This is a genomic window from Klebsiella sp. JB_Kp004 (genome assembly GCF_040065795.1).
In the GTDB taxonomy this organism is placed as follows: Bacteria; Pseudomonadota; Gammaproteobacteria; order Enterobacterales; family Enterobacteriaceae; genus Klebsiella; species Klebsiella quasipneumoniae.
Map to the genome: position 1 here is coordinate 81,130 of NZ_JBEAKW010000005.1, position 21,696 is coordinate 102,825.

Annotated in this window: 31 protein-coding genes and 1 pseudogene; 22 read left to right on the forward strand and 10 right to left on the reverse strand. The window is 50.3% G+C overall.

The features are described 5' to 3' along the window. Positions 1–3: 3 nt before the first annotated feature. The 3 genes from ABLX76_RS06420 to ABLX76_RS06430 form a co-directional block, all read right to left on the reverse strand. On the reverse strand, positions 4–3,042 hold the full coding sequence (locus ABLX76_RS06420; RefSeq protein WP_348874251.1) for a RecE family exodeoxyribonuclease: 3,039 nt from the start codon (positions 3,040–3,042) through the stop codon (positions 4–6). Between the two features lie 137 nt (positions 3,043–3,179). Next, the gene (locus ABLX76_RS06425; protein ID WP_023282477.1) at positions 3,180–3,335 is read right to left on the reverse strand and encodes a YdaE family protein; all 156 of its coding nucleotides are present in this window, start codon (positions 3,333–3,335) and stop codon (positions 3,180–3,182) included. 8 nt (positions 3,336–3,343) lie between these two features. Continuing rightward, positions 3,344–3,535, reverse strand: coding sequence for a YebW family protein (locus ABLX76_RS06430; protein ID WP_004179600.1), 192 nt, complete (start codon positions 3,533–3,535; stop codon positions 3,344–3,346). 292 nt (positions 3,536–3,827) lie between these two features. Here ABLX76_RS06430 and ABLX76_RS06435 point away from each other — a divergent pair, with 292 nt between their 5' ends. Beyond that, on the forward strand, positions 3,828–4,058 hold the full coding sequence (locus tag ABLX76_RS06435; protein WP_153591391.1) for a hypothetical protein: 231 nt from the start codon (positions 3,828–3,830) through the stop codon (positions 4,056–4,058). Positions 4,059–4,642: 584 nt separating this feature from the next. Here ABLX76_RS06435 and ABLX76_RS06440 read toward each other — a convergent pair. The 5 genes from ABLX76_RS06440 to ABLX76_RS06460 form a co-directional block, all read right to left on the reverse strand. Further along, the gene (locus tag ABLX76_RS06440) at positions 4,643–5,047 is read right to left on the reverse strand and encodes a hypothetical protein (protein WP_020947965.1); all 405 of its coding nucleotides are present in this window, start codon (positions 5,045–5,047) and stop codon (positions 4,643–4,645) included. Then, positions 5,044–5,712: a transcriptional regulator gene (locus ABLX76_RS06445; RefSeq protein ID WP_072413041.1), complete on the reverse strand. Its 669-nt coding sequence runs from the start codon at positions 5,710–5,712 to the stop codon at positions 5,044–5,046. Before ABLX76_RS06445 ends, ABLX76_RS06440 begins: the two co-directional genes overlap by 4 nt. Then, on the reverse strand, positions 5,709–5,996 hold the full coding sequence (locus ABLX76_RS06450) for a type II toxin-antitoxin system HigB family toxin (RefSeq protein WP_072413042.1): 288 nt from the start codon (positions 5,994–5,996) through the stop codon (positions 5,709–5,711). The genes ABLX76_RS06445 and ABLX76_RS06450 overlap by 4 nt, the downstream gene beginning before the upstream one ends. Positions 5,997–6,152: 156 nt before the next feature. Next, positions 6,153–6,251 (reverse strand): YoaK family small membrane protein, encoded by a 99-nt coding sequence (locus ABLX76_RS06455; protein ID WP_104009553.1) that lies wholly within the window; start codon positions 6,249–6,251, stop codon positions 6,153–6,155. Positions 6,252–6,268: 17 nt separating this feature from the next. Continuing rightward, a complete protein-coding gene (locus tag ABLX76_RS06460) occupies positions 6,269–6,655 on the reverse strand; it encodes a helix-turn-helix domain-containing protein (protein WP_072413043.1) in 387 nt (128 codons plus the stop codon). Between the two features lie 103 nt (positions 6,656–6,758). Here ABLX76_RS06460 and ABLX76_RS06465 point away from each other — a divergent pair, with 103 nt between their 5' ends. The 10 genes and pseudogenes from ABLX76_RS06465 (at position 6,759) to ABLX76_RS06510 (ending at position 14,215) form a co-directional block, all read left to right on the forward strand. After that, entirely contained in the window at positions 6,759–6,986 is a 228-nt protein-coding gene (locus tag ABLX76_RS06465) for a YdaS family helix-turn-helix protein (protein WP_062913819.1), read from the forward strand. A gap of 2 nt (positions 6,987–6,988) precedes the next feature. After that, a complete protein-coding gene (locus ABLX76_RS06470) occupies positions 6,989–7,525 on the forward strand; it encodes a toxin YdaT domain-containing protein (RefSeq protein WP_072413044.1) in 537 nt (178 codons plus the stop codon). A 128-nt stretch (positions 7,526–7,653) separates the two neighbouring features. Further along, positions 7,654–8,448, forward strand: coding sequence for a ParB/RepB/Spo0J family partition protein (locus ABLX76_RS06475; RefSeq protein WP_072413045.1), 795 nt, complete (start codon positions 7,654–7,656; stop codon positions 8,446–8,448). 17 nt (positions 8,449–8,465) lie between these two features. Then, positions 8,466–9,353 (forward strand): hypothetical protein, encoded by an 888-nt coding sequence (locus tag ABLX76_RS06480; RefSeq protein WP_170833526.1) that lies wholly within the window; start codon positions 8,466–8,468, stop codon positions 9,351–9,353. A gap of 2 nt (positions 9,354–9,355) precedes the next feature. Continuing rightward, on the forward strand, positions 9,356–10,105 hold the full coding sequence (locus tag ABLX76_RS06485; RefSeq protein WP_072413046.1) for an ATP-binding protein: 750 nt from the start codon (positions 9,356–9,358) through the stop codon (positions 10,103–10,105). Between the two features lie 7 nt (positions 10,106–10,112). Next, positions 10,113–10,457 carry a DUF977 family protein gene (locus ABLX76_RS06490; protein ID WP_012967875.1) on the forward strand — a complete coding sequence of 115 codons (345 nt, stop codon included), beginning with the start codon at positions 10,113–10,115 and terminating at the stop codon, positions 10,455–10,457. Continuing rightward, positions 10,441–11,025, forward strand: a complete 585-nt coding sequence (locus ABLX76_RS06495) for a hypothetical protein (protein WP_012967876.1) — start codon at positions 10,441–10,443, stop codon at positions 11,023–11,025. Before ABLX76_RS06490 ends, ABLX76_RS06495 begins: the two co-directional genes overlap by 17 nt. After that, positions 11,022–11,489 (forward strand): annotated as a pseudogene (locus ABLX76_RS06500) (class I SAM-dependent methyltransferase); the annotation flags it as partial. The gene ABLX76_RS06495 and the pseudogene ABLX76_RS06500, both read left to right, overlap by 4 nt. A 275-nt stretch (positions 11,490–11,764) precedes the next feature. After that, positions 11,765–13,618 (forward strand): DNA cytosine methyltransferase, encoded by a 1,854-nt coding sequence (locus ABLX76_RS06505; protein WP_072413048.1) that lies wholly within the window; start codon positions 11,765–11,767, stop codon positions 13,616–13,618. Positions 13,619–13,771: 153 nt separating this feature from the next. After that, on the forward strand, positions 13,772–14,215 hold the full coding sequence (locus ABLX76_RS06510; RefSeq protein ID WP_004179624.1) for a GNAT family N-acetyltransferase: 444 nt from the start codon (positions 13,772–13,774) through the stop codon (positions 14,213–14,215). 116 nt (positions 14,216–14,331) lie between these two features. Here ABLX76_RS06510 and ABLX76_RS06515 read toward each other — a convergent pair whose 3' ends face one another. Further along, positions 14,332–14,598 (reverse strand): hypothetical protein, encoded by a 267-nt coding sequence (locus ABLX76_RS06515; protein ID WP_132349619.1) that lies wholly within the window; start codon positions 14,596–14,598, stop codon positions 14,332–14,334. 96 nt (positions 14,599–14,694) lie between these two features. On the opposite strand from ABLX76_RS06515, the gene ABLX76_RS06520 reads away from it, so the two are divergent. The 6 genes from ABLX76_RS06520 to ABLX76_RS06545 all read left to right on the forward strand — a co-directional run bounded on the left by ABLX76_RS06520 (position 14,695) and on the right by ABLX76_RS06545 (position 17,756). After that, positions 14,695–14,928, forward strand: coding sequence for a hypothetical protein (locus ABLX76_RS06520; RefSeq protein ID WP_050888087.1), 234 nt, complete (start codon positions 14,695–14,697; stop codon positions 14,926–14,928). Between the two features lie 35 nt (positions 14,929–14,963). Beyond that, positions 14,964–15,569, forward strand: a complete 606-nt coding sequence (locus tag ABLX76_RS06525; protein ID WP_072413049.1) for a DUF1367 family protein — start codon at positions 14,964–14,966, stop codon at positions 15,567–15,569. After that, a complete protein-coding gene (locus tag ABLX76_RS06530; RefSeq protein ID WP_072413050.1) occupies positions 15,566–15,766 on the forward strand; it encodes a hypothetical protein in 201 nt (66 codons plus the stop codon). Before ABLX76_RS06525 ends, ABLX76_RS06530 begins: the two co-directional genes overlap by 4 nt. A 2-nt stretch (positions 15,767–15,768) precedes the next feature. After that, positions 15,769–16,065 carry a DUF1364 domain-containing protein gene (locus tag ABLX76_RS06535; RefSeq protein ID WP_072413051.1) on the forward strand — a complete coding sequence of 99 codons (297 nt, stop codon included), beginning with the start codon at positions 15,769–15,771 and terminating at the stop codon, positions 16,063–16,065. Continuing rightward, the gene (locus ABLX76_RS06540; RefSeq protein ID WP_072413052.1) at positions 16,062–16,877 is read left to right on the forward strand and encodes an antitermination protein; all 816 of its coding nucleotides are present in this window, start codon (positions 16,062–16,064) and stop codon (positions 16,875–16,877) included. The genes ABLX76_RS06535 and ABLX76_RS06540 overlap by 4 nt, the downstream gene beginning before the upstream one ends. A gap of 252 nt (positions 16,878–17,129) precedes the next feature. Continuing rightward, positions 17,130–17,756 (forward strand): YagU family protein, encoded by a 627-nt coding sequence (locus ABLX76_RS06545; RefSeq protein WP_348874258.1) that lies wholly within the window; start codon positions 17,130–17,132, stop codon positions 17,754–17,756. A gap of 748 nt (positions 17,757–18,504) precedes the next feature. Here the strand turns inward: ABLX76_RS06545 and ABLX76_RS06550 are convergent. Further along, positions 18,505–18,726 (reverse strand): YnfU family zinc-binding protein, encoded by a 222-nt coding sequence (locus ABLX76_RS06550; protein WP_306293433.1) that lies wholly within the window; start codon positions 18,724–18,726, stop codon positions 18,505–18,507. A 153-nt stretch (positions 18,727–18,879) separates the two neighbouring features. Here ABLX76_RS06550 and ABLX76_RS06555 point away from each other — a divergent pair, with 153 nt between their 5' ends. From ABLX76_RS06555 to ABLX76_RS06575, 5 genes are read left to right on the forward strand one after another with little or no spacing between them, the layout of a single operon-like run. After that, on the forward strand, positions 18,880–19,179 hold the full coding sequence (locus ABLX76_RS06555) for a phage holin family protein (RefSeq protein ID WP_024176410.1): 300 nt from the start codon (positions 18,880–18,882) through the stop codon (positions 19,177–19,179). Continuing rightward, positions 19,176–19,715, forward strand: a complete 540-nt coding sequence (locus ABLX76_RS06560) for a putative peptidoglycan-binding domain-containing protein (RefSeq protein ID WP_060876946.1) — start codon at positions 19,176–19,178, stop codon at positions 19,713–19,715. The genes ABLX76_RS06555 and ABLX76_RS06560 overlap by 4 nt, the downstream gene beginning before the upstream one ends. Further along, positions 19,712–20,059, forward strand: a complete 348-nt coding sequence (locus ABLX76_RS06565; RefSeq protein WP_004206698.1) for a hypothetical protein — start codon at positions 19,712–19,714, stop codon at positions 20,057–20,059. Before ABLX76_RS06560 ends, ABLX76_RS06565 begins: the two co-directional genes overlap by 4 nt. Continuing rightward, a complete protein-coding gene (locus ABLX76_RS06570) occupies positions 20,056–20,331 on the forward strand; it encodes a hypothetical protein (protein WP_072413053.1) in 276 nt (91 codons plus the stop codon). Before ABLX76_RS06565 ends, ABLX76_RS06570 begins: the two co-directional genes overlap by 4 nt. Continuing rightward, positions 20,282–20,470, forward strand: a complete 189-nt coding sequence (locus ABLX76_RS06575) for a hypothetical protein (RefSeq protein ID WP_072023041.1) — start codon at positions 20,282–20,284, stop codon at positions 20,468–20,470. Before ABLX76_RS06570 ends, ABLX76_RS06575 begins: the two co-directional genes overlap by 50 nt. The last annotated feature ends 1,226 nt before the right edge of the window (positions 20,471–21,696 follow it).

The following is a 21,696-nucleotide window of genomic DNA, read 5'->3' on the forward strand; positions in this document are numbered from 1 at the left end:
CCCTTATGCCTGTACGCGCAGCGCTTCGAGACGGCGCACATCAAAATCGTTAAGTTCTTCGGCGTAATCCTCAGTGATTGGCGCCGGCCATTCGCCAGTGTCGAAACCGTTCGCGATCGCGCGCATAGCTTTGCGGTATTCCAGCATGCCGAGTTCCAGCAGTTCTTCGGATGCCTCGATGATGGCGATCCAGTGGTAGTTCTCGTCTTTGTTGACGAATATCCAGAAGAACTGGTCAAGGGCTGCGGTTTCGCAGTACATAGCCGCGCTCAGGTGGTAATCGCGCTCGATGATTTCCCGGTGCAATTTGGCGCGCAGGCCTTCCTGCTTGATGTTCCACATGCTGATGGTTTTAAGGTCCGCACCGATGCGCAGGCCGCCCATGTCTATCTCAAGGTCAGGACGCACGCGAACTTCCAGCCCGGTTTCCTCATCAATGCCGAAATAGCTCACCTCGACGGCACGGCTCGGGTGCGTCAATAACTTGCCGGCGGTCGGGTGATTCAACAGCGCTTTCTGAATGGCCAGTGCCGTAGCCAGCTGCTGGCGGGTAACCAGCACTTTTCCTTCCGGGTTCTCGCGCCATGCATCCAGCAGCTCGTCGGCAAACACGGCATCCGGTTTTACCGATTTCACAGCCTGAATCAGATCGGCCTTTGTGCCAGAGACTTTCAGCGGCTGCGCCTTCTGTGCTTCCTGAGCAACCATGCCAGGATTAATAAGCGCCAGCTGTTCCAGTAAGGCATCGCGGCCACCGCTGGTTTTCACCTGGGCGGGCAGGGTGGCGTTGTATTCTTTGATGCAGGCCTTCATTGCGGTGGCGGTTTGCTTCTGACCGTCTTCAATGCGCTGGAACTCAACAGGTAAAGACATATAACCCTGGCCGGTTTCTTCAACTGATGTACCCAAGGGAACCTGGGCGGGCAGGTTCGCGTTGTATTCCTCCAGGAATCTTTTGATGTCATCTGCGCTGAGTAAAACCGGAAGCCCGTTGTTGTATTCGTCGATAAATGCGCGGATCGTCGCCGTAGTGGTGAAGGCGCCTTCCGGGATTTCCGGCTCGATACTGAATTCTTTTTCCAGCTGATCAGGCTGCAGCGCCAGTGCATGCACCAGATTTCCCATATCCAGAACAGGGGAGCGTACCTTCTGGATGGTCTTGGATACGTGGCGCGCCTCGAAATACATCAGCGATACCCGCGCATCTTTAACCATCGTGGAGCTGATGCCGTTAGCGGCGTGGTAGATCTCATTTGGCACGTCTTCATATCGGCCCGGCTCGAAATACTCCGGCCATGCTGGCGCTATTTGTTCAGCCTCTTCCTCATCATCACTGTGAGCACTCTCGGAAACCTGGCTATTCAGCACTGCGGCTGTAAGATCCGGGCAGCGTTCAGCCAGTATTTCTCTCATGTTCACGGCAGTTGTTTGCGCAGGAGGTTCATCAGCGCCTTCGCTTGTTGATACCGAACTATCAATTTCGTTTTTGACTGACTGATCCGCTTCCATCTGCACATTGCTGGTGGTTCCTTCTTCGGTGGCATTAGTAGCCGGTGAAGTCATAAGGCCTTCAATTGAAAACATTCCGCCGCCAAGATTGGCAATTTCCGGGGCCCTGGGTTTGGTCAGGTCTTCGGTTATCCACTTCGGATCCGTGGGGTCACTGATGCCTTCGACATATTCACCACGTTCGGCGGCCAGAACCTGATTAGCGTCAGGACGTTTCTTTTGAGCTTCGTTCACCAGTTCGGTGCCAATTACCTGAAAGTCAGTGGAGAGAGTTTCCAGGTCAGGCACACCTTCATCTCCATCGATAGCCTTTTTCACAGCGTCCAGAGTGACGGCGGCAGAAGAAACATGACCAGCTTTTTCAAGCGTCTCAGCAGAAGGGGCGTCATGCTTATGCTCGGTCAGGTTCGCATTGATATAGGTCTGCAGACTTACCGGGAAATGGTGAATATCGCTGGTGGCGCCACGGATAAGGGCAAAAATGGCTGCGCGGGAATAATCCAGGATGCCTGCGACCTTGCGCAGCGCTGCAGACCATTCCTTGAACGGACTTTCTTTCTTCTGGACGATCTCTTTGGCCCGGCGGTGAATTGATGCCGGGAAATTGTAGATATCGAAATCCATTGGCATTGTGGCCAGGGCTATTTCTACATCGAGCGTATCAAGGGTATGGGTGTAGTCAGGATTGCGATCGGTTTTATTGCCGCCGCCAGCATTCGTACCTGCATCAGTTTTCATAACTGAAGAAATACAGTTACCGGCAGCCCATTCCCTGGTGAGAATGCCGCGGTCGATTGCGTTCGTGGCGAACCACAGCTTTGCAAACTGGATACGCTTGCCGAGCTCATGCCGCTTCCCTTCCGGGAAGACTTTTTTATTGGCACTGGTGAATTTCCAGAGCGCCGGCATATCGTATTTTTTGATTTCAGGGATATTCTCGGCGGCCAGAATCAGATCCTGGACGGCCGCATTATCAGTGTCCATCTCAAGAACTGACAGCTCCTGCCGGTGAGGCATGCTGATATGATAAACGTGACGTTCTTCGGCCATGTACTGCGCCAGCAGCTGCGCGCGAAAGGGGAGTTCGGCCACGTTAAAAAGCACGCTGGAATCGTCCTGGTATTCATCACTACCGAAAGTTTCCACGGTCTCATCTTGTACCGCGTCGATAGTGGTATTGGCATCAACCAGCTCGCCAGTAACGGCCTCAGAGGTTACTCCGGCATCATCGATGTGATGATCCGCAGGCACCTGACCTGGCTTCAGAGCCCAGGTGCGACCATCATCGCCGAGCTGGTAGCGTTCGCACCATGAGTAATCGAGAACACCTTCCGCCGGAAGGTCATTGAATACCGGGAAATCGGTGCGAATTGGTTTTTGATAGTCTTTGCCGCGGCCTGTTTCGATCCCAGCGTCTTCCAGATCGACGTCCAGCTGCAGAAGGGCGCGAGCTTCTGATTTATTAGTGCGCCAGATTACGGCATCAGCTTTACCCGATTTTTGAGTCGCTTTTATCAGATAAAAATATTCCATGTGATAGCCTCTATTTTGGATGTAGAATCCCCCGGGCCATTGGTAGCGCCCATTCAGGGTGGTCATTGGTTTTGGTAATTTCCGGTGTAACTTTGGTCGGTGGCACCGGACGTACAGCCCGCTTCGGCGGGTTTACGTTAGCCCTCGTGAGCCATCTGGTCGTGAGAGGCGCAACGTTCTGAGCAATACTCTTTTTCTTTCCGTGCGAGCTGGTTCCCCTGGAGGTACAACAGGGTGCTTACCACTGGTTTTCCCTCGATTGCTTTACGGCAGTAACCGCATTTCTTCTGCATTCTTCCCCCTACATTTGCACCGTGAACCCGGCCGGATGCTCGTCCAGTACACCTTTCAGCGGATAACATTCAGCTTTCACGTGTTGCTCTTCTGCGGCTGCCTTGCAGTCATTCTCAGTATCGTAAACGCCGAGCAGGACATCCTGATTACCGCCCGTCAGCATGCTGACGGTGAGAACCAGGGCAAACATCGTGCTCATGAAGGGTCTCCTTTTTGCGCGAGCATGTAGCACACCCGGCGGATGAAAGCTGACAGCGGACTTAAGCGAACAGCCTGCTGACGAGCGGGTTTGCGTGCGAAATCATTCATAGAAATAACTCCCACAGCGCGCTGAAGAGCGCGATCCAGATGAAGAGCCCGATAACTGCCGAAATGACCAGGGCTCTGATGCCTTGCTTGCTCATTCCAACTCCTCATGTATGCCTGTCTTTTAACCACTTCAGGCTCGGTGGTATGCTGGTAGTTCTCACACAGCCAGCAAGGAAATAAAAATGTCAAAACTGACAACGATGAAAGTTGCTTGCCCTGATTGCGGAAGCGAGATGCTCAAGCGTCCCGATGATTTCGACTTTGATACAAATTTTGTTGGCGTCAGTTGTGCCAACTGTGGTCGAGAAATCACTAAGGACGATGTCGTTAAGCAAGGGACGGATGTTGTCAAAAAGCAGGTTGACGACATCCTCAGGGATGCCTTCAAGGGAACGGGCTGGAAGCTCAAGTAACCCCAGTAGTTCCTCGACCTGATTGATTACTTCCGTGGCGTCTATTTCGAGTTCAATAGGCGCCACCTTTACCTTACTCATCTCACCCTCATTGCCTTGTCGCCGGCCAGCGGAACGTTTAAACCTACTGCGCGTTGATCTCTCCACCTCATCCGGTGTTTCGTATGCCGCCGGCAGCTACTTCGTGGGCTCCATGCCTGGGTGTATTCTTGTGTGAGTTGATATTAAGCCTTAGACTTAAATTATGTCAAGTCTTGAGCTGATTTGACATTAAGTTTGTGCCTTAATTTTTATGGGGGGTGGCAATGTGTTATGCTCACAAAATCACCAAGCAGGGCTGTGGGTATGTGGTACGATGACGAGTTTTTCGCCGAGATACACCCGCAGATAGCGCAGGTTGTCGGGATAGCGGTTATGCAACTGCTGGTTGAGAAACGTGAGCCGTCAAGAGAGGCTCTGATAGAGATGGTTCAATTGCTGTGGCAGGAAGACTAGGTCGATCTGTATGTGGAGTTGGCAATTGACGTTCTGTCGCTACCAAAAGAGTAGGGGCAATAAAAACCCGGCGCGGTGGCCGGGTGAATTTATTTACTATTGTTCGGTTCCATCGGACTAGTGAAAAAATCAAAATACGGAAGATTGAAACTTCCAAGATTTGACATGTGAATAATTTGCTCTGCATAGCCCTTAATGTATGGGTAAGCTATTGATGGTACTAAGGATCTCACTTCTGGCGACTTTGCTGTGTCATCCGAGAAATCTTCTTCAGATCTGAAGTCGAAATCATAAGTAATCTCCATTTTAAGCCTTTCCTCAATGGTCACGTATGCAAAATATCTAACTCTAAAAAGCTTTGCATCTTTTACATTTGAATACAGTTCGTTATTCAACGTGACAGTAGCCTTCATTGTCTTTTTCCCAGAGGAAGCACCCTCTAAGGGGGTCATAACTAGGCTTTCAACTTTTTTGTTAATGAGTTCAATTTTCATGATACTGGAGCATAGTTCCTGTCTGAAGTAATCCCGTCGCTCATGCTGTTTACAGCAGTTAGACTTGATGACAATTCGCGGTTTAAAGAAAAATCTCCTGCAACTCTGTTGCATTTTTCTTCGTTTTTATCTCCGCTTCTGCTTAGCCAAGACCACATCTGGGAAAGGTAAGACCCTGCCGCCTTGCTTGAAAAAGCAGGATACTCATGATCTGTGACCACATTGTATTCAACAATGACACTGGTCATTGTCGTTTCGTCTTCCTCGACATCAACTAGACTCCATTCTAATGCGCTCATATCTTGAATTAGAATATCAGCAGGAATGCCCAATCCATCGTGTATTCTGCGAATCATTGATAAACTCAGTGGGCGTTTACGATTTAACACCTCAGAAACTTTGGATGCTGAGCCAATGTATTGTTTCATGTCGGCATATGAGAGCCCCTGCTGATCCATGCGAAACTTTATGGCCTCGATTGGGTCAGGTTTATCCATAGGAAACTCTCGTGATTCATAGTGCTCGATGAGCAGGCCAAGCAGCTCGAGTTCATCAAAATCTTCGGTGCCGGGCTGCAAGTCTCCAGATGCCAGTTCAATGAGTCTTGCCATAGCTGCAGCATGTTCTTCACTACTTTTAATGATGCGCCAGTTAGTTCGATTCATTTAAGCCTCCATCTGTCGTACTCTGCATGGGTGCCGACCCTTTCGATTATGACCATTCCTGCCTGGTAAATAACCTCGACAACAAGGCGGTAGTTATTACCTTTTATGTTAAAAATCACTCTGTTATCATGCAGGAAGTCAACGGAATTATATCTATTCCGTATATCTTGGGATGTCGTCCATTTCTCCCTGGTCACTTCATCATACCAAGAGTCTAAAGCACCCTTAGCCTGATTGTGCTTCCGGCTAAAACTGTGAAGTTTCTCTACGTTTAAGACCTTCATAAACCAATTAGGTTCCCTCTTTGGGAATTATAGATTTATTTCCCAAAAAGGGAATCTGTGTTTTTGTCCAGGCGTCGTATCAAAATCACTCAAAGTCTCATCAGACCACAAACCTACCACCCATGCTTCCCGTATGTCTGCGGCATAGTTTCCTACTTACGCGCCTGGATTGGCATAACCACCCAGAATGAACCACGCTAGGAACGCTACTGCAACGATGAACACGATCACCGGAAATGCTATACCGATTCTCATAAGACCACCCTTAACTGTCACTCGCCATCACCCTTAATCCGCCGCCCCATGTACTTGGCATACAGTTCGTCGAGTTCCTTCAGCCGCAGTGACACGATCCGCAGCATATTCTGTTGCTCTTCCTCGGGTAACTGGCGATAAAGCTCCAGCAGGCGTTGTTCGTCGGGCTTTAGCCCACTTTCTTCATTAACTTCTTCTCCCAGCAACCAAGGCACTGACACCCCGGCGGCATCTGCGACCGCAAGCGCAGATTCCTTACTCATCGCGCCTTTCTTGAACCAGCCGTTCACGGACTGCGGCGTAATTCCCGCAACCCTGGCCATATCAGATTTTGTCATCCCGCGGCGAGTTAGTTCTGTTAGGCGCTCTACGAGAATCGGGTTAAGTAATTTTTTCTCAGTCATATCAGAAGAGTAAGCCTTTTGCTTATAAATTTAAATTAGCCCAAGGCTTGATTTGTTATTAAGTCTTAGGCTTAATTGTTGTATGTACTCACCGGAGAAGACTATGAACGGATTAGAAAAGGCCATCAAAAAAGCAGGTACAGCTAGCAATCTGGCAACCCTACTGGGCATTAAACCCATGTCGGTAAGCCGCTGGAAGAATCGCTACAAAGGCGTTGTTCCTCACGATCGGGTATTGCCGATATTCAACATCACCGGCGTTACCCCGCATGAGCTGCGCCCGGATCTCTACCCAAACCCAACTGACGGCCTGCCGAAACAGGAAGGCTGAACATGCAAACACTTCCTTTTCAACAAAATACCGGATTCAACACCGGCGCTTTGATAAAGCGAAATCAGTTGATAGTGGCAGAGCACGACAACATTCGCTCCGCCGTTCGTGCCTGGGCTGCAGATGCTGGGCAGGATGTTGTATCGGCGTACATCGTCGAGGAATGGCGGCGGCAGGGCGGCGATGAGATCGACTTTCCTGATGACATCAGCCGTGCCCGGCAGAAGCTTTTTCGTTACCTGGATAATCCGGCTGAATCTGAGCGGTATCGCGAGTACGTTCGCCTTCTTACACCGGCGATCATGTCCGTTCTTCCTCTGGAATACCGTCACCGCCTATTGCCCGAAGAGAGTTTTATGTCCCGACTGGCTCGTCTGGAGAAAGAAACCAGCGAAGCGAAGGTTGCCGTTGCTATGGGGGCACCACGCCATCAGAAGCTGAAAGAACTGAGCGAGGGAATAGTCGAGATGTTCCGGATAGATCCGGAGTTAACAGCGCCACTGATGGCCATTGTCACTTCAATGCTGGGGGTGACGTGATGCTGGAGTTCAGAAAGGAGAAAGCCGCGGTGCTGCAACACCTACGGCTTTCGTTGCGAGTTTACTGGATCAATTCACAGGGGAAATTATGAACACGAACCAACTGAATATCAATAACGAGGGCGCCCATGGCTAAAAATTCTATCGACGCTTATGGCGCCAGCGGCAAAAGCAATGTTCTGTTTTTCGAACCGGAAAGTTTGCATCTGGTTACCGATACAACACACCCGCTGTACGACGAACGAGTACACCTACCGCTTAATGAAGCTGTGATCCTCAACATCATGGAGCTTGGGGTACTCGAACCGATTATCGTGTGGAAGGACCCGGAGACAGGGAAAACCTGCGTGGTTGCAGGTCGGCAGCGCGTAAAGAACGCTAAGGAAGCAAACGCCAGGAGAAAACGGGCAGGGCTGGAACCTTGGCCGGTACCCGGTATAGCTAAGCGCGGCTCGGCAATTCAAATGGCCAAGTACATGGTCAGCGAAAACGAGGTAACGCAACCAGATACCCCACTGGGCCGGGCCAAAAAAATGGTGCAGCAGATGGAATACGGTCATGACGAAAATGACATTGCCCTGCTTTTTGGCTGCAGCGTAAAAACGGTCCTGGCAACCGTGGCTCTATTGGATGCTACGCAGGCAGTCCAGGCGGCGGTTGAGGCTGGAACAGTCACTGTCACTCAAGCGCGTCAGATGGTCGATATGCCACCTGAAAAGCAACGGGAAACGGTCAAACAGTTAGAGGCAGCTGCAGAGGGTGTAACTGGCCACGAGAAAGCTCGCCGTCAGCGCGCTGTCCTCGGCGACACAAAGCCGCGTCTCAAATCCCGTAAGGAAATCACCCAGCAACTTCAAACCGCCAGTGGCGAATACGCTGAAGCTTTGCGGTGGGTGCTTGGTGATGAAAACACACCAGTTTAAGCAACAACGGGGTCTCTATGCGTGATTACGGCAAGGTGCATACATCATTTTGGATAAGCGATGGAATGCGCCGGGTATCGGATGATGCCAGGTTGCTGGCGCTGTACCTGCTCACCGGGCAACACACAAACATGATCGGATGCTTCCGGCTGCCTGATGGATACGTTTCGGAAGACCTTGCCTGGACTCCTGAAAGGGTTTCGAAAGGGTTTGATGAGCTATCGGCTAACGGTTTCGCAACGCGTGATTCGTCATCGAAATGGGTGCTAATTCGTAACTTTCTGACCTGGAATTCAGTTGAAAACCCAAACCAGGGAATTGCAGCACTGCGTTTGTTTGTTCAGGTCCCGGACACATCTACGGTTAAGCCAGAGCTGGCGCGGGTTTTAGCCTCGGCAATATCCCACATCGGCATCGCAAAACTAAAGGGTTCCGAAAGGGTTCTCGAACCGTTCCTTAACCAGGAACAGGATCAGGAGCAGGAACAGGATCAGGAAGAAGATAGTTCGGGGCATGGCTTCGCCACACCCCCAGACCATCAGACCCAGGACGAAGGCGATAAACCTGATCCCCAAAAAATATACCCGAATGATTTCGAGCAGGTCTGGTCGGTTTATCCCAGGCGGGCAGGGGGTAACAGCAAATCCGATGCCTTCAAAGCCTGGAATGCCCGAATCAGGGACGGAACCACTACGGCGGAAATCCTCGCAGGTGTGGAGCGTTACGCGGCTTTCGTTAAAGCCGAGGGAATCCTCAACACACAGTACGTGAAACAGGCGAAAACGTTTTTTGGCCCTGGTATGCATTTCAGCGAACCGTGGGCGATTCAGCAGGCGCCAGGCGCACGAGATCCCAATCAGATTTCGGAACCTGACAAAACCATCCCATCGGGATTCAGGGGGTAGCGATGAAAAACATGATTGGTACCGGGAATGCACTGGAGCGACTGAAAAAACTCATTCCCCCTGGCGTTCAGCCAAAATTCGGCAGCGTTGATGAATGGCGTGCCTGGCAAGCCGAGGAGGGGCGAAAGCATTGCGAGGAACTGGATAAACAAAACCAGCGAGCACGTGCAGAGAAAATCTTTGGACGTGCTGGAATCCAGGATCTGCACCGCGGCTGCACATTCGCTAACTATCAGGTTGAGTCGGATGGTCAGCGTCGGGCGCTCTCGATGGCGAAAAGTTACGCGCAGCATTTCGGCTCTGGATTTGCGAGTTTCGTATTCAGCGGAGCGCCGGGCACCGGTAAAAACCATCTGGCGGCGGCAATCGGAAATCACCTGCTGGCTGGTGGCCGCTCTGTGCTGGTGGTAACCATTCCGGATCTCATGCTGCGTGTTCGGGAATGTTATGACGGCGGACAGTCAGAGGCGTCATTACTGGACGATTTATGCCAGGTGGACCTGCTCATTCTGGATGAAGTGGGAATTCAGCGCGGCAGCAGCGGTGAAAAAGTCATCCTGAATCAGGTTATCGATCGCCGGCTGTCCTCCATGCGACCTGTCGGCATCCTAACCAACCTGAACTATGAATCGCTGAAGGAAACACTGGGTATGCGGATCCTTGACCGTCTCCAGATGGACGGCGGTATGTGGGTGAATTTTGAATGGGACAGCTATCGCAAAAACGTGCGCCATTTGCGCGTTGTTAAGTGAGGTATGTATGGCAAGAGCATTGTCAGCAGTTGAGCGCAGAGAGTACGTCTACGCAGTGATTCGGATCACCAGGCATCAGGGGCGCCTCACGACCGCCGAGGCAATGAACAAACTGGGCCTGAGCCGCGCTACTGTCCAACGGTATTTTTCCGAAGCAGAAGCGACCGGCGAGGTTGTCCGGCATGGTCGTTTGGGGCTTTTCCGCGATCAGCGGGCCGTCATCGACTTTGACATGAAGCGTTTTGGCCTGGTGCCGAAAGTTGCTGTTGGGATGAATTACAGCCTGCTTGGCAGCCCCGTTTTTCAGCGAGTGTTAGATGTTCAGGAGGCTATTCATGGCAACTCAATTTGAAAACGGATTAACACTGAGTCAGCTTGCAGAACGTAACGCTGAGTTGGTTACGGAAGTCGAAAAATTACGTGCCGAACGCGACGCGTCATTGAATGAAGAGCGCGTATGGGAAAAAACCATGATGGAAGTCTGCGGCGAGGATGGCCCGGCGTCGTTCGCGGCGGTGATTAAGGCGCTGGCTGTTGAGAATGTGGCGCTGAAGAATGTTTTTATCCAGAAGAAAATCCCATCCGAAGCAGTCGATGCATTCTTGGAAACCGCAGTAATGGATCATGACTGGAATGAAACCTCCGAGTGGTCATGGGTTGAAAACGAAACAGAGGTTATCCACGCCGTTCTGGATGCCCTTAAGCCTGAAACCCCCGCCACCGATGCCTACCTGGCCGGGATTAAGGCTGATGCAATTACCGCTTCTTTGGATGCTTGCTCTGACTATCTTGAAACTGACTGTGTTATGGACAGGCTTGATATCAGCTACGAAGAAGCCGAAAAACGTACGTCAGGAGCAATTGAGTTTCATGATGCGATCGTCGCTTTTGTCAATCGGCTGCGCGAGGGTGCCAAATGACCGAGCAAACCATTCTCGACATGTGCTGTGGCTCTCGCATGTTCTGGTTCGACAAACAGGACCCGCGTGCATTGTTCGCCGACATTCGCTCCGAGCAGCACACCCTGTGCGACGGGCGCAGCCTGGTTATCAGCCCGGACATTATCGCCGACTTCCGCGCGCTGCCGTTCGCTGACGCCTCTTTCCCCATAGTCGTGTTTGACCCGCCGCATCTTGAACGAGTGGGCGAAAACGCCTGGATGAGTAAGAAATACGGTCGCCTGAACAAAGACACCTGGCGCGATGACCTGCGCGCAGGTTTTGAAGAGGCTTTTCGCGTGCTGCGGCCTCATGGCGTTTTAATTTTTAAGTGGAACGAAGTTCAGATCCCTGTGCGCGAAATTCTAGCTCTTACCGATGAGAAACCAGCAATTTCTCAGCGCACTGGAAGGAATGACAAAACCCACTGGATATTGTTCGTCAAAAGTGGACGCGAGATAAGAATGGCCGATCCACTTCTGGAATATACAACCAAGAGATTTCTGGAGTTGGAAAGCTTACTGCTGGTGGATATACCTGAAACAGTATGGCCAGCGGAAGTCAGTATGGTCTTCTCTCAGATCGAAAACGCCGGGACACTTCCGGCGCACCACCAGCGCCGACTGCAGCACCATATCAATCGTATGTGGCTGGAAAAAATGCCGGTACCGTCAATTATCGCCGCGGCTGGTTCGCTGGCCTGCGCCATGGAGAAATATGCGTGAGAGAGAGCGAAATCATCGTTGATAACTTTGCTGGCGGCGGCGGCGCCTCAACGGGCATCGAGCTGGCGATTGGGCGCAGTGTGGATATTGCGATTAATCATGACCCGAACGCTGTAGCGATGCATACTACTAATCACCCGGACACGCTGCACTATTGCGAGTCGGTTTACGAAGTCAGACCAAAGGTCGCGACCGCTGGCCGCCGTGTTGGTTTGGCCTGGTTCTCACCGGACTGCCGCCACTTTTCCAAAGCGAAAGGGTCTAAACCAGTTGAAAAGGCGATTCGTGGGCTGGCGTGGATCGTTATCCGCTGGGCGCTGGATGTTGGTCCGCGGGTAATGATGCTGGAGAACGTTGAAGAGTTTAAAACGTGGGGTCCACTACTGGCATCGGAAATGCGTCCGGATCCGGACCGTGTTGGCGAAACGTTCCTGGCATTCGTCGGCATGCTGACATCCGGAGTTCCTGCGGATCACCCTGCGTTGTTGGAATGCTGCGAGTTTCTGGAGTTGTCGCCGGATAGCGAACAGGCGAGGCGCTTGATTACCGGGCTGGGCTATGACGTCGATTATCGCGAGCTGCGCGCCTGCGACTATGGTGCACCAACTATTCGTAAGCGCTTTTTCATGGTGACGCGAAGGGACGGGAAACCGATAGTCTGGCCAGAAGCTACTCACGGGGATCCGAAATCACCGGCGGTGCAGGCTGGAAAATTGACGCCATGGCGGACAGCTGCTGAATGCATCGACTGGTCCATTCCTGCACCATCGATATTTGACCGCAAAAAGCCGCTTGCAGTTAACACGTTGAAGCGTATAGCACGGGGTATCCAGAGATTTGTGGTCGATAGCGATAACCCATTCATCGTTAAATGCAACCACACTACGACACGCGGTAAATATGATTGTTTCCGTGGGCGGGGGTTGTATTCACCAATACAGACAATCACCAAAACTCATGGTTACGCGTTGGCAGTACCTACTCTGGCACCATTTATGGCTGGAAATGGTGGTAGCCAGTATCAAGCTAAACCGCGTCCACTCAACAAACCAGTTCATACCATCCTAAAACACTCCCGAGCATGTGTGGTTGCCCCGGTTATCGCCCGCCAGTTCGGCACCAGCATTGGCCACCGGGCAGATGAGCCTTGCGCCACGATTACCGCTGGTGGTGGGGGTAAGTCTCAGTTAGTCACGGCCACGCTTATTCAGATGGGGTATGGCGAACGGGTGGGGCAATCGCCGCGGGTTCTCAATCTTGGTAAACCGTTGGGTACTGTTACAGCTGGGGGCAATAAGTTTGCCGTAACAACTGCTTTCCTGGCGAAACACTATGGCGGGAACTACACCGGTCCGGGCGTTGCGCTTGATGAGCCAGCTCACTCAGTGACTACAGTAGATCATCACGCTCTTGTGACATCGCATCTGGTAAAACTACGCGGAACCTGCCGCGATGGCCAGCGAACCGATGAACCGATGCCGACAATCACTGCTGGAGGTCAGCATGTTGGAGAAGTTAGCGCGTTATTGGCGGCCAATGATTACGATGAGCTGCGTGCGGATCAAGTTAAAGAGTTCCTAAATTCTTTTGGCGTCAGCGAATTGGTGACGATTAAGGGCATCGTTTACCGCATTGTTGACATCGGAATGCGCATGCTGCAGCCACATGAACTTTATCGCGCTCAGGGATTCCCGGAGTGGTACATCATCGATCAGGATTACCGCGGTGTGAAGTATGCGAAGGATAAGCAGGTTGCACGCTGCGGCAATGCCGTTCCGCCCCCATTCGCTGAGGCGCTGGTGAGGGCTAATTTGCCGGAGATGTGCCTGAAAAAAGACATTGCAGCATGATAAAGCCCGCTTCGGCGGGTTTTATCTTTTATGGCGAAAAATTAATCCAACAGGAGAATGGGGGGGCGAAAAGTGAACTTAAGCCCACAAAAGGACAAATCGGAAAAATTATTTGTAATACAATTATACACTCATTAGTTATGAGGTTTTTGTATGAAGATTTACCAGGCTCAACCACATGATGTGGATACTATCCTTCCCCTGTATCTCGGGTACCGTCGTTTCTACGAGGTCGAAGAAAATGCCTCGCAGGCCAGAGATTTTATTCTCAAGCGCCTTCAGCTTAATGAGTCCGTGATCTTTTACGCCGAGGTTGATGGCAAAGCGGTAGGCTTTACGCAGCTCTATCCTTTATTTTGCTCTCTTGAGATGAAACGTATTTGGTTGCTTTATGACCTTTTCGTTGATGAGTCAGCTCGGAAGCATGGTGTGGCACACAAACTAATCTCACGTGCTGAGCAACTGGCGAAGGAGAGCGATTCGGCATTTATTATGCTTAGTACCGCTACAGATAACATCCGTGCACAGGCGTTGTATGAGCGTAATGGATTTGTGCGAGATACTGAGTTCTTCGTGTATAACAAGTTTCTGAAATAAATGTTCGATGTAGCCATAATAAAGTGGTTAGTTAATGCCTGGCGGGTTAGCTCACTACTTGAGTATGGCGTCAATGCAACTTACCCAGTGGTAGTCGTCTCTTCTAAACTGCCAGACTATACAACTGGATAGCCTTCTACTTTCAATTTTGCCAAAGTTGACAGAGAGAAATGGTAAGGCAGCATGAGAAAACCCGCTTCGGCGGGTTTTCTTTTTTGCACTGGTAAATAGGGGCTTATACGATACACAAAATATGCCGTCGACAACCGCGCAAAACTTTTCACTCCGTTAGCCATGAAAGTTAAACAAAATTCCCAAACTTTCAATTGTGATAATCTCTTTTGAAAATAGTGGCTTGTAGGGTGATCTTCATCTGCCATCATATCCCTCATACCGTGTAATTTTCACATGTAAGTGATTCAACATTAATTTATACTGTATAAAAGCACAGTATATGATTTTGCTTCCGGGAGGTAGGGATGCGCAGTGAGAGTGACGAGTATTACGATCTGGTTAAACGTTCTACAGGTGAAATTGTGGGCAGTATCAGGGCCGCTGGCCGAGCCCTGGTGTACACGGCTAGCGGGATTACTTCTATGCGACCGCTACTTGAGGACGAGGGAATATTTAATCTCAACACAATGACCAGTTTTCTGCATCGCCTCGGCTACCGAGTTATCCCACCTTCTGATAATATGAAATCAACGGCCTGAACAACCGTTAACCTACTGCGCCACGGAGAGAAACCATGGCGCAATTGCACTTAATAAAGCAGTCACAAGGTTTACTGATCCCTGCCACGCAGGAGACCAGCGAATTTCTACAATCAAAATGCAAGCTCGGCGCCGTTCTGGAGGCCGACTTTAAACTTGTCCGTAATCCGGCGTTTCATCGCCGTTACTTTGCTTTACTCAATCTCGGTTTTGAATATTGGGAACCTACCGGCGGGGCGATTTCGTCTAATGAGCGCAGGCTTATCACAGGTTACGCCAAATACCTTGCTGCATATGGCGGGAGTGAATCGGCGTTACTTGATGCCGCCGGGCAATATCTCGACCGAATAGCCGAGAAGCGATCCGGCTATATCAGTATTTGCAAATCTTTCGATGCTTACCGGGCGTGGGTCATCGTTGAAGCCGGCCACTATGACGCCATACAGCTGCCGGACGGCACGCTGAAAAAACACCCTCACAGCATTTCTTTCGCCAGTATGGACGAATGCGAGTTCCAGGAACTGTATAAAGCATCGCTGGATGTTCTCTGGCGGTGGATCCTCTCTCGTTCGTTCAACAGCCTGCAGGAAGCTGAGAACGCCGCCAACCAGCTTTTAAGCTTCGCGGGGGGAGGCCGATGAAACGCTCATGGTTTCACCATCTCGAATGCACAACGCAGCAGGCCGAAGAATTGGTAGCGAGATATCGTCAGCGGGGCGTAAAGGTTGAACGAAGCTTAAACCCTGACTTTATGACATGGACCGTCAGAGCGCAGCTGGTGGAGGACAAAAATCCGCCGCGCCCAGACTCTCGCTGGCGCAACAGGATGTGGGGGTGAGTATGGCGAACCTTCGCAAAGCGGCTCGAGGCCGCGAATGCACAGTGCGGATCCCTGGTTACTGCAACGGCAACCCGGAAACCAGTGTGCTGGCGCATTACCGACTGGCAGGGACGTGCGGTACTGGATGTAAGCCGGACGACACTCAGGGGGCAATTGCCTGCAGTGCTTGCCACGATCTCATCGATGGCAGAAAGAGAACCACCGATTACACACGCGACGAACTGCGCCTGATGCATGCTGAAGGTGTGATCAGAACATTGGCTATATGGAAAAAAGAGGGGTTACTGAAAGCATGAAACTCGAAGCATCCTTAAAACATTTCAGCCCCCAGGGTATGCACATCGGCGAAGATGTGAAAGGCACATCACCTGATCGCCTCAACGGTACGGATGTTATGGCTGGTATTGGTGTGACAAGCAGCAGGGCAAGGTTCGGGCTGGCAGCGTTCTTTGGAAAGACTGGCATTAGTAGGACAGATGAGCAATTGGCCGTCCAGGTGCTAGCGCGGTATGCGATTGAAACTGCACCGAAGAACGTACGCAAAACCGCGGGTAAAGAGCTGGGGCACTGCTGCCTGATTTTGGCGCAGTTTGCTTTTGCGGATTATTCCCGGTCCGCGGAAACAACGGGTGCCTGCCGGGTATGCAATGGCAACGGAAAGATTAAAACCACTACCACGGAACGCAAAGTTTCTAATCCGTGGGGCAAAGCACCATATTGGGCTAAAAAATCCCGTGCTGTCCGTCCTTCCGACTGGGATAAGTGGACTGAAGTAACAGCCAGCATAAGCGCTAAATGTGAAGCCTGTGACGGTAAGGGGAAAATAAATGCTCGCTGCCGCTGTGGTGGTTCTGGCCGGGTTCTGGACCGCAAAGCGACAAAAGAGCAGGGAGCACCGGTTTATAAAATCTGTGAGCGCTGTTCGGGGAATGGCTTTTCAACGATGCCGTCTACGGCTGCTTATAAAGCGATTCTGACGCTTATCCCAGACCTGCACATCAGAACATGGACACGCAACTGGAAACCTTTCTGCGATGCGCTGGTGGACCTGTGCTGGAAGGAAGAGGAGAGGGCAGATAAAGAGTTTCAACGAGCAACAGCTGATTGAGTAAATGGGCGCATTATTTTGCATTTTAAGCGCACAATGCTTGATTTTGTCCGAATTTGTCGTGTATATTTTAAATCGTGGAATAAAACGCCTGAACGAAAACATTCATATAAACCCTGCTACTGCAGGGTTTTATGTTTTTGAAAACAAATGCCTGAAATCGGCTATAAAGTGTGATCTGAATCAAAATGTCATGCGCCAAACTTAAGGAATATTAAGGAACTGTAAATATTCTTTATAAGTGATGGCTTTATGGCGTTAAAAGATATTTTTGTGCGAACCGAACCTCGCAGACGGCATTATGGTGTTGCATTGTTTATCGGGCTTATTTCTGGGGTGGTTTCAGCATTTGTTAAATGGGGTGCTGAAGTACCATTACCACCGCGTAGTCCTGTCGATATGTTTACCAGTGCCTGTGGACCAGAGTCATTAATTCGAGCTGTCGGGCAGATTGATTGCTCCAGAAACTTCCTTAACCCTCCTTATATTTTTCTGCGTGATTGGTTAGGGCTGACCGATCCAAATGCGGCTGTCTATACCTTCGCCGGACATGTGTTTAACTGGGTAGGCGTAACACATATCATATTCTCCATCGTGTTCGCGGTTGGGTATTGTGTAGTTGCCGAGGTGTTTCCAAAAATTAAGCTGTGGCAGGGTTTGCTTGCTGGTGCACTCGCACAACTGTTTGTCCATATGATTTCGTTTCCGCTTATGGGCCTAACCCCACCGTTGTTCGAACTACCATGGTATGAAAACGTTTCTGAAATATTTGGACACCTGGTGTGGTTCTGGTCCATTGAGATAATTCGCCGGGATCTGAGAAACAGAATTACGCACGAACCGGATGCTGAAGTTTCTCTGAATTCAGCATTCAGATAATCTAAGCTGCGAAGTCATAAACCCGCATAAACTGCGGGTTTTTTATGCCTGTGATTAGTCGCTCTTCGATAGCAATGTATGCAGAGTGTATTGACGCTAGCTACGTTTGCAACATAACGTATTGATGTGGTGAATCCCCCTATGCGGAGGGGCGACCAGTCAGTTACAGAAACCTGTAAATGCAGCGCGGGCCATGCCGACTGGGGCATGCTCACCGGGAGGCACCCGGCACCACACTGCCACTAAACATATTTAAGATTCATGTTGGGTTTACTGTTTACAGTTACCCTTCTATGTTTAAAGAACGTAACGGTAAAAACAAATGCATCCTGGTAAATCGGTAGCTCGGACAATCAGGCGCGCTCTTACCGTTGCTCCTTGAAATGCCAACTTCAGCCCGCCTCTCTCAGCGGGCTTCTTTTTTTCCTCGTAACAGCTAAAAGAAAAAATCAAAAAAAGCTATACCTTCATCTGGCTGGCGAAGGGGTAAACACTAAGATGTGAATCCTCAGCGCGAGCCATGATGACTGACCGAAGAATTACCTGTCGTTATCTGGCACCCCACATGCAGCATAACCCCTTATGGCCTTCCATTACGGTAGGCCTGCTGTCTTCTGGGGCCCTGCACGTCAAAAGTTCAGTCTGTAGGCCTATACCAGTCTTGGCGGAATTTAGCTAACGGACTCACTTTTCTAATCAAGACGGGCACAACAGTGGATGCTTTACCGATACTATGATTACGTAAAGCCTAAGCTAGAGGGAGTTTGTCTTGAGTGAAAATCTTACTGCAGTGGGGGCACATCAGCGCAGAACCTTTTTGGACTCGGGTGTAACTATGTTCTGATTGGTTGATGCAGTTAGGGCAGGTACATTTGATGAGGTAGTTGCGATTGTTTTTTGAGTTTTTGCGTTGTTGCATATGACATTTCCTGATGAATGGTCCGCAACCATACACTATCCACTGATACATAGCTCGTATTGAATTTCCCAACCACCTCGCACAGGTGGTTTTTTTCTTTCAGGTACCCGGAATCACCATTGATGAGTATTCCTCCCGCCGGTCCTGATCCTTATCAAACTCACAGCACCCCGTTAACCCGGAGGTGAACCTATGGCAAAGCATATGCAAGACAAAGAGAGCATGGCCGGAATCACCTGGCTGGCTCTGCTGATCATTGCTGGTTGGGGCGGCCTTGTCCGATTCCTGATGGATGTAAAGCAGGGCAAAGCAAAATGGAGCTGGATAAATGCTTTTGCGCAGATTGTGGTTTCGGCTTTTACCGGGGTTATTGGTGGGCTCATCAGCATTGAAGGTGGCCTGAGTATTTACATGATATTGGCCACTGCCGGTATCAGTGGTGCTATGGGTTCCGTAGCGCTCACGTATTTCTGGGAACGAATCACCGGAGTGAAAGCACAATGACAGCAGACAAGACTATCGAGGGGATCCTCGGCAAAGAGGGTGGTTATGTCGATCATCCGTCGGATAAAGGCGGGCCGACCCGCTGGGGCATCACGCAGACCACAGCTCGAGCACATGGTTACACCGGTGATATGAGAAACCTGCCCAGGGAAACAGCAAAGCAAATTCTGCTCAGCGATTACTGGACCGGCCCCCGATTCGATCAGGTGGCAAGTTTATCTACGTTACTGGCAGATGAGCTTTGCGACACTGGCGTGAACATGGGGCCATCGGTTGCAAGTAAGTTTTTCCAGCGCTGGCTCACTGCCCTTAACATGCGTGGGAAGTTGTATCCCGATCTGATCCCGGATGGCGCAATTGGCCCCCGAACCATCACTGCGCTTAAGGGATATCTTTCAGCCCGCGGGAAAGAGGGGGAACAGGTTCTGTTACGTGCGCTGAACTGCAGCCAGGGCGCCAGATACCTCGAACTGGCGGAGGGCCGCGAAGCCAACGAGGATTTCCTCTACGGCTGGGTTAAGGAGCGCGTGCTATGAATATGATCATCTTCGCTTTGCTCGTGGTGGTGGCTGTGCTCGTTCTGTTACTGCTGCGCAAATATACCCGGCTGGAGTTCGTTGCCCATGCCAGCCTGCTGCTGAAAACGTGGTCTGTAAAGCTGGGGGCTATCGGTGCGCTGGTTGGCATGTGGGCGCAGTCGTTCCCGGATGCTGCGCTGCACGCCTGGGCGATGCTGCCGCCGGATATCAAAAACATTCTGCCTCCAAACATTGTTGCGTTGATTAGCCCTGCGCTGGTGGTGCTGGCGGTGCTTTCGCAATACGTACGCCAGCCAGCATTGAAAGCTAAGGCCGAAGAACTGAAGGAGCCGCAGCAGTGAGCTTCGAAATTATTGCTGGGCTGGTGGTCGTCATCCTGGGCGCTATAGCTGGCGCGTTCGGTATTGGTCATGCTCGCGGTACCAGTAAGGCAGAAGCCAAAGCCGATCTGCAGCGTACCGAAGAGAATGCCGCCGCCACCGTCGCCGCGGCAGAACGTAAGGCGGAAGTTGTGAAAGGGGCCATTGATGTACAGCAGACTGTTAGCTATATGCCTGATAACAATGTTGATCGGGAGCTGCGCGAGCACTTCACCCGCCCCGGTAGTCGTTGATACGGCGTGCAACTGGGTGAGGGTCATCTACTTGACCGACCACGATATCGACGTGCTGGATATGCAGACCAAGCGCGACATTCTGGCGCACAACAAAGCAGTGCAAGCCAACTGCCGTAGCATTACCCCTGCTCATTGAGTTAAATAAATGGCCTCATCTTTGAGGTCCACGGGTAAGTAAACGCAAGGCCTTTTATGTAATTTATCAGAGATAACACGGTTGGGCGCACTATTTATGGGGTTAGGAGCTCACCTGTGGAAATGGTGATTCCGGTAAATCCTCTCCTGTGTTTTGCTCATTGTGCGAGGGGCAGATACTCATAATCGAATGCCAAAAGGCTTTTATAAGAAAACCATTAAGGCTTGATGAACTCACCTTTGAATAGAACTACTTACGATACATTCCTCATATGTTCGAAGGATATAACATCTCTCAGGTATCCTGCTTCTGGATGCCGGGAATGTGTACCGCTGGTGGGCTGGATTCTTGGAGCCTTTGCCCAGCAGCTTCAGGTGATAAAAAAACCCGTGGAGTAAATCCGACAAATTGACGGGGCGCTGCAGGGGCAGCCAATGTCGGAGTTTAGTCAGATTTCGAGGTGTTTTTCTACTGGTTTTGAGAAAAAATGGATGGTATGACACTATAGGAAGTGGCTCATCCCTGAGCTCACGGGTAGAACAGTGGACTTTGTCATGGCAGAGCAAAGTCATAAGTTAGTTTAGATAACATTTCGGATATAACAAGCGTAGCGAGTGTATGCTTCATGGATTGTACGTCTGTAACTTTCATAATATTTCTACCATTTCAAAATTAAGATATTAGGTAAAACCTTAGGGAATTTAGAGGGTAAGAGAAGCTGTGAACAAAAAAATCTCCTCGCGAAGCAATGTTTTTCACTTTAACGAAATATATTGTTTGCAATGTGGGTTTTTTAGTTCATCATGTATGCTACATTGAGTTCTTATAAAATGAGCTGCTAATTATGACTGAGTGCAAACTTCCACAACTTCCAGAGTATTATCGATATGGTACTGAACAAATTAACAAGTTGCCTGGGAGTGGGGATGTTTTTCCTCCTGCGGGTAGTATAATAAAGTCAGTAAGTTTAAATGAAGGTGTATTTGTTTGTGTTCCGGTGCAGCGTTATATACACGGGTTGAATATTTGGGTTGTAGTTGAATCTTCTTGATAATGATTTTTGTTTGGTAAAAGTGATTTTTCGTTGGTTTGGTGGTTTCTATTTATTATAAATTCGCTGTTGGAATTTAAAATTAGCATCATTGCAATGCTTTCAAACACCGTAGAAGGATTATGATGCTAGTGCAAAATAATATTTATAATAATTCAGAGTCATATGCTATTCT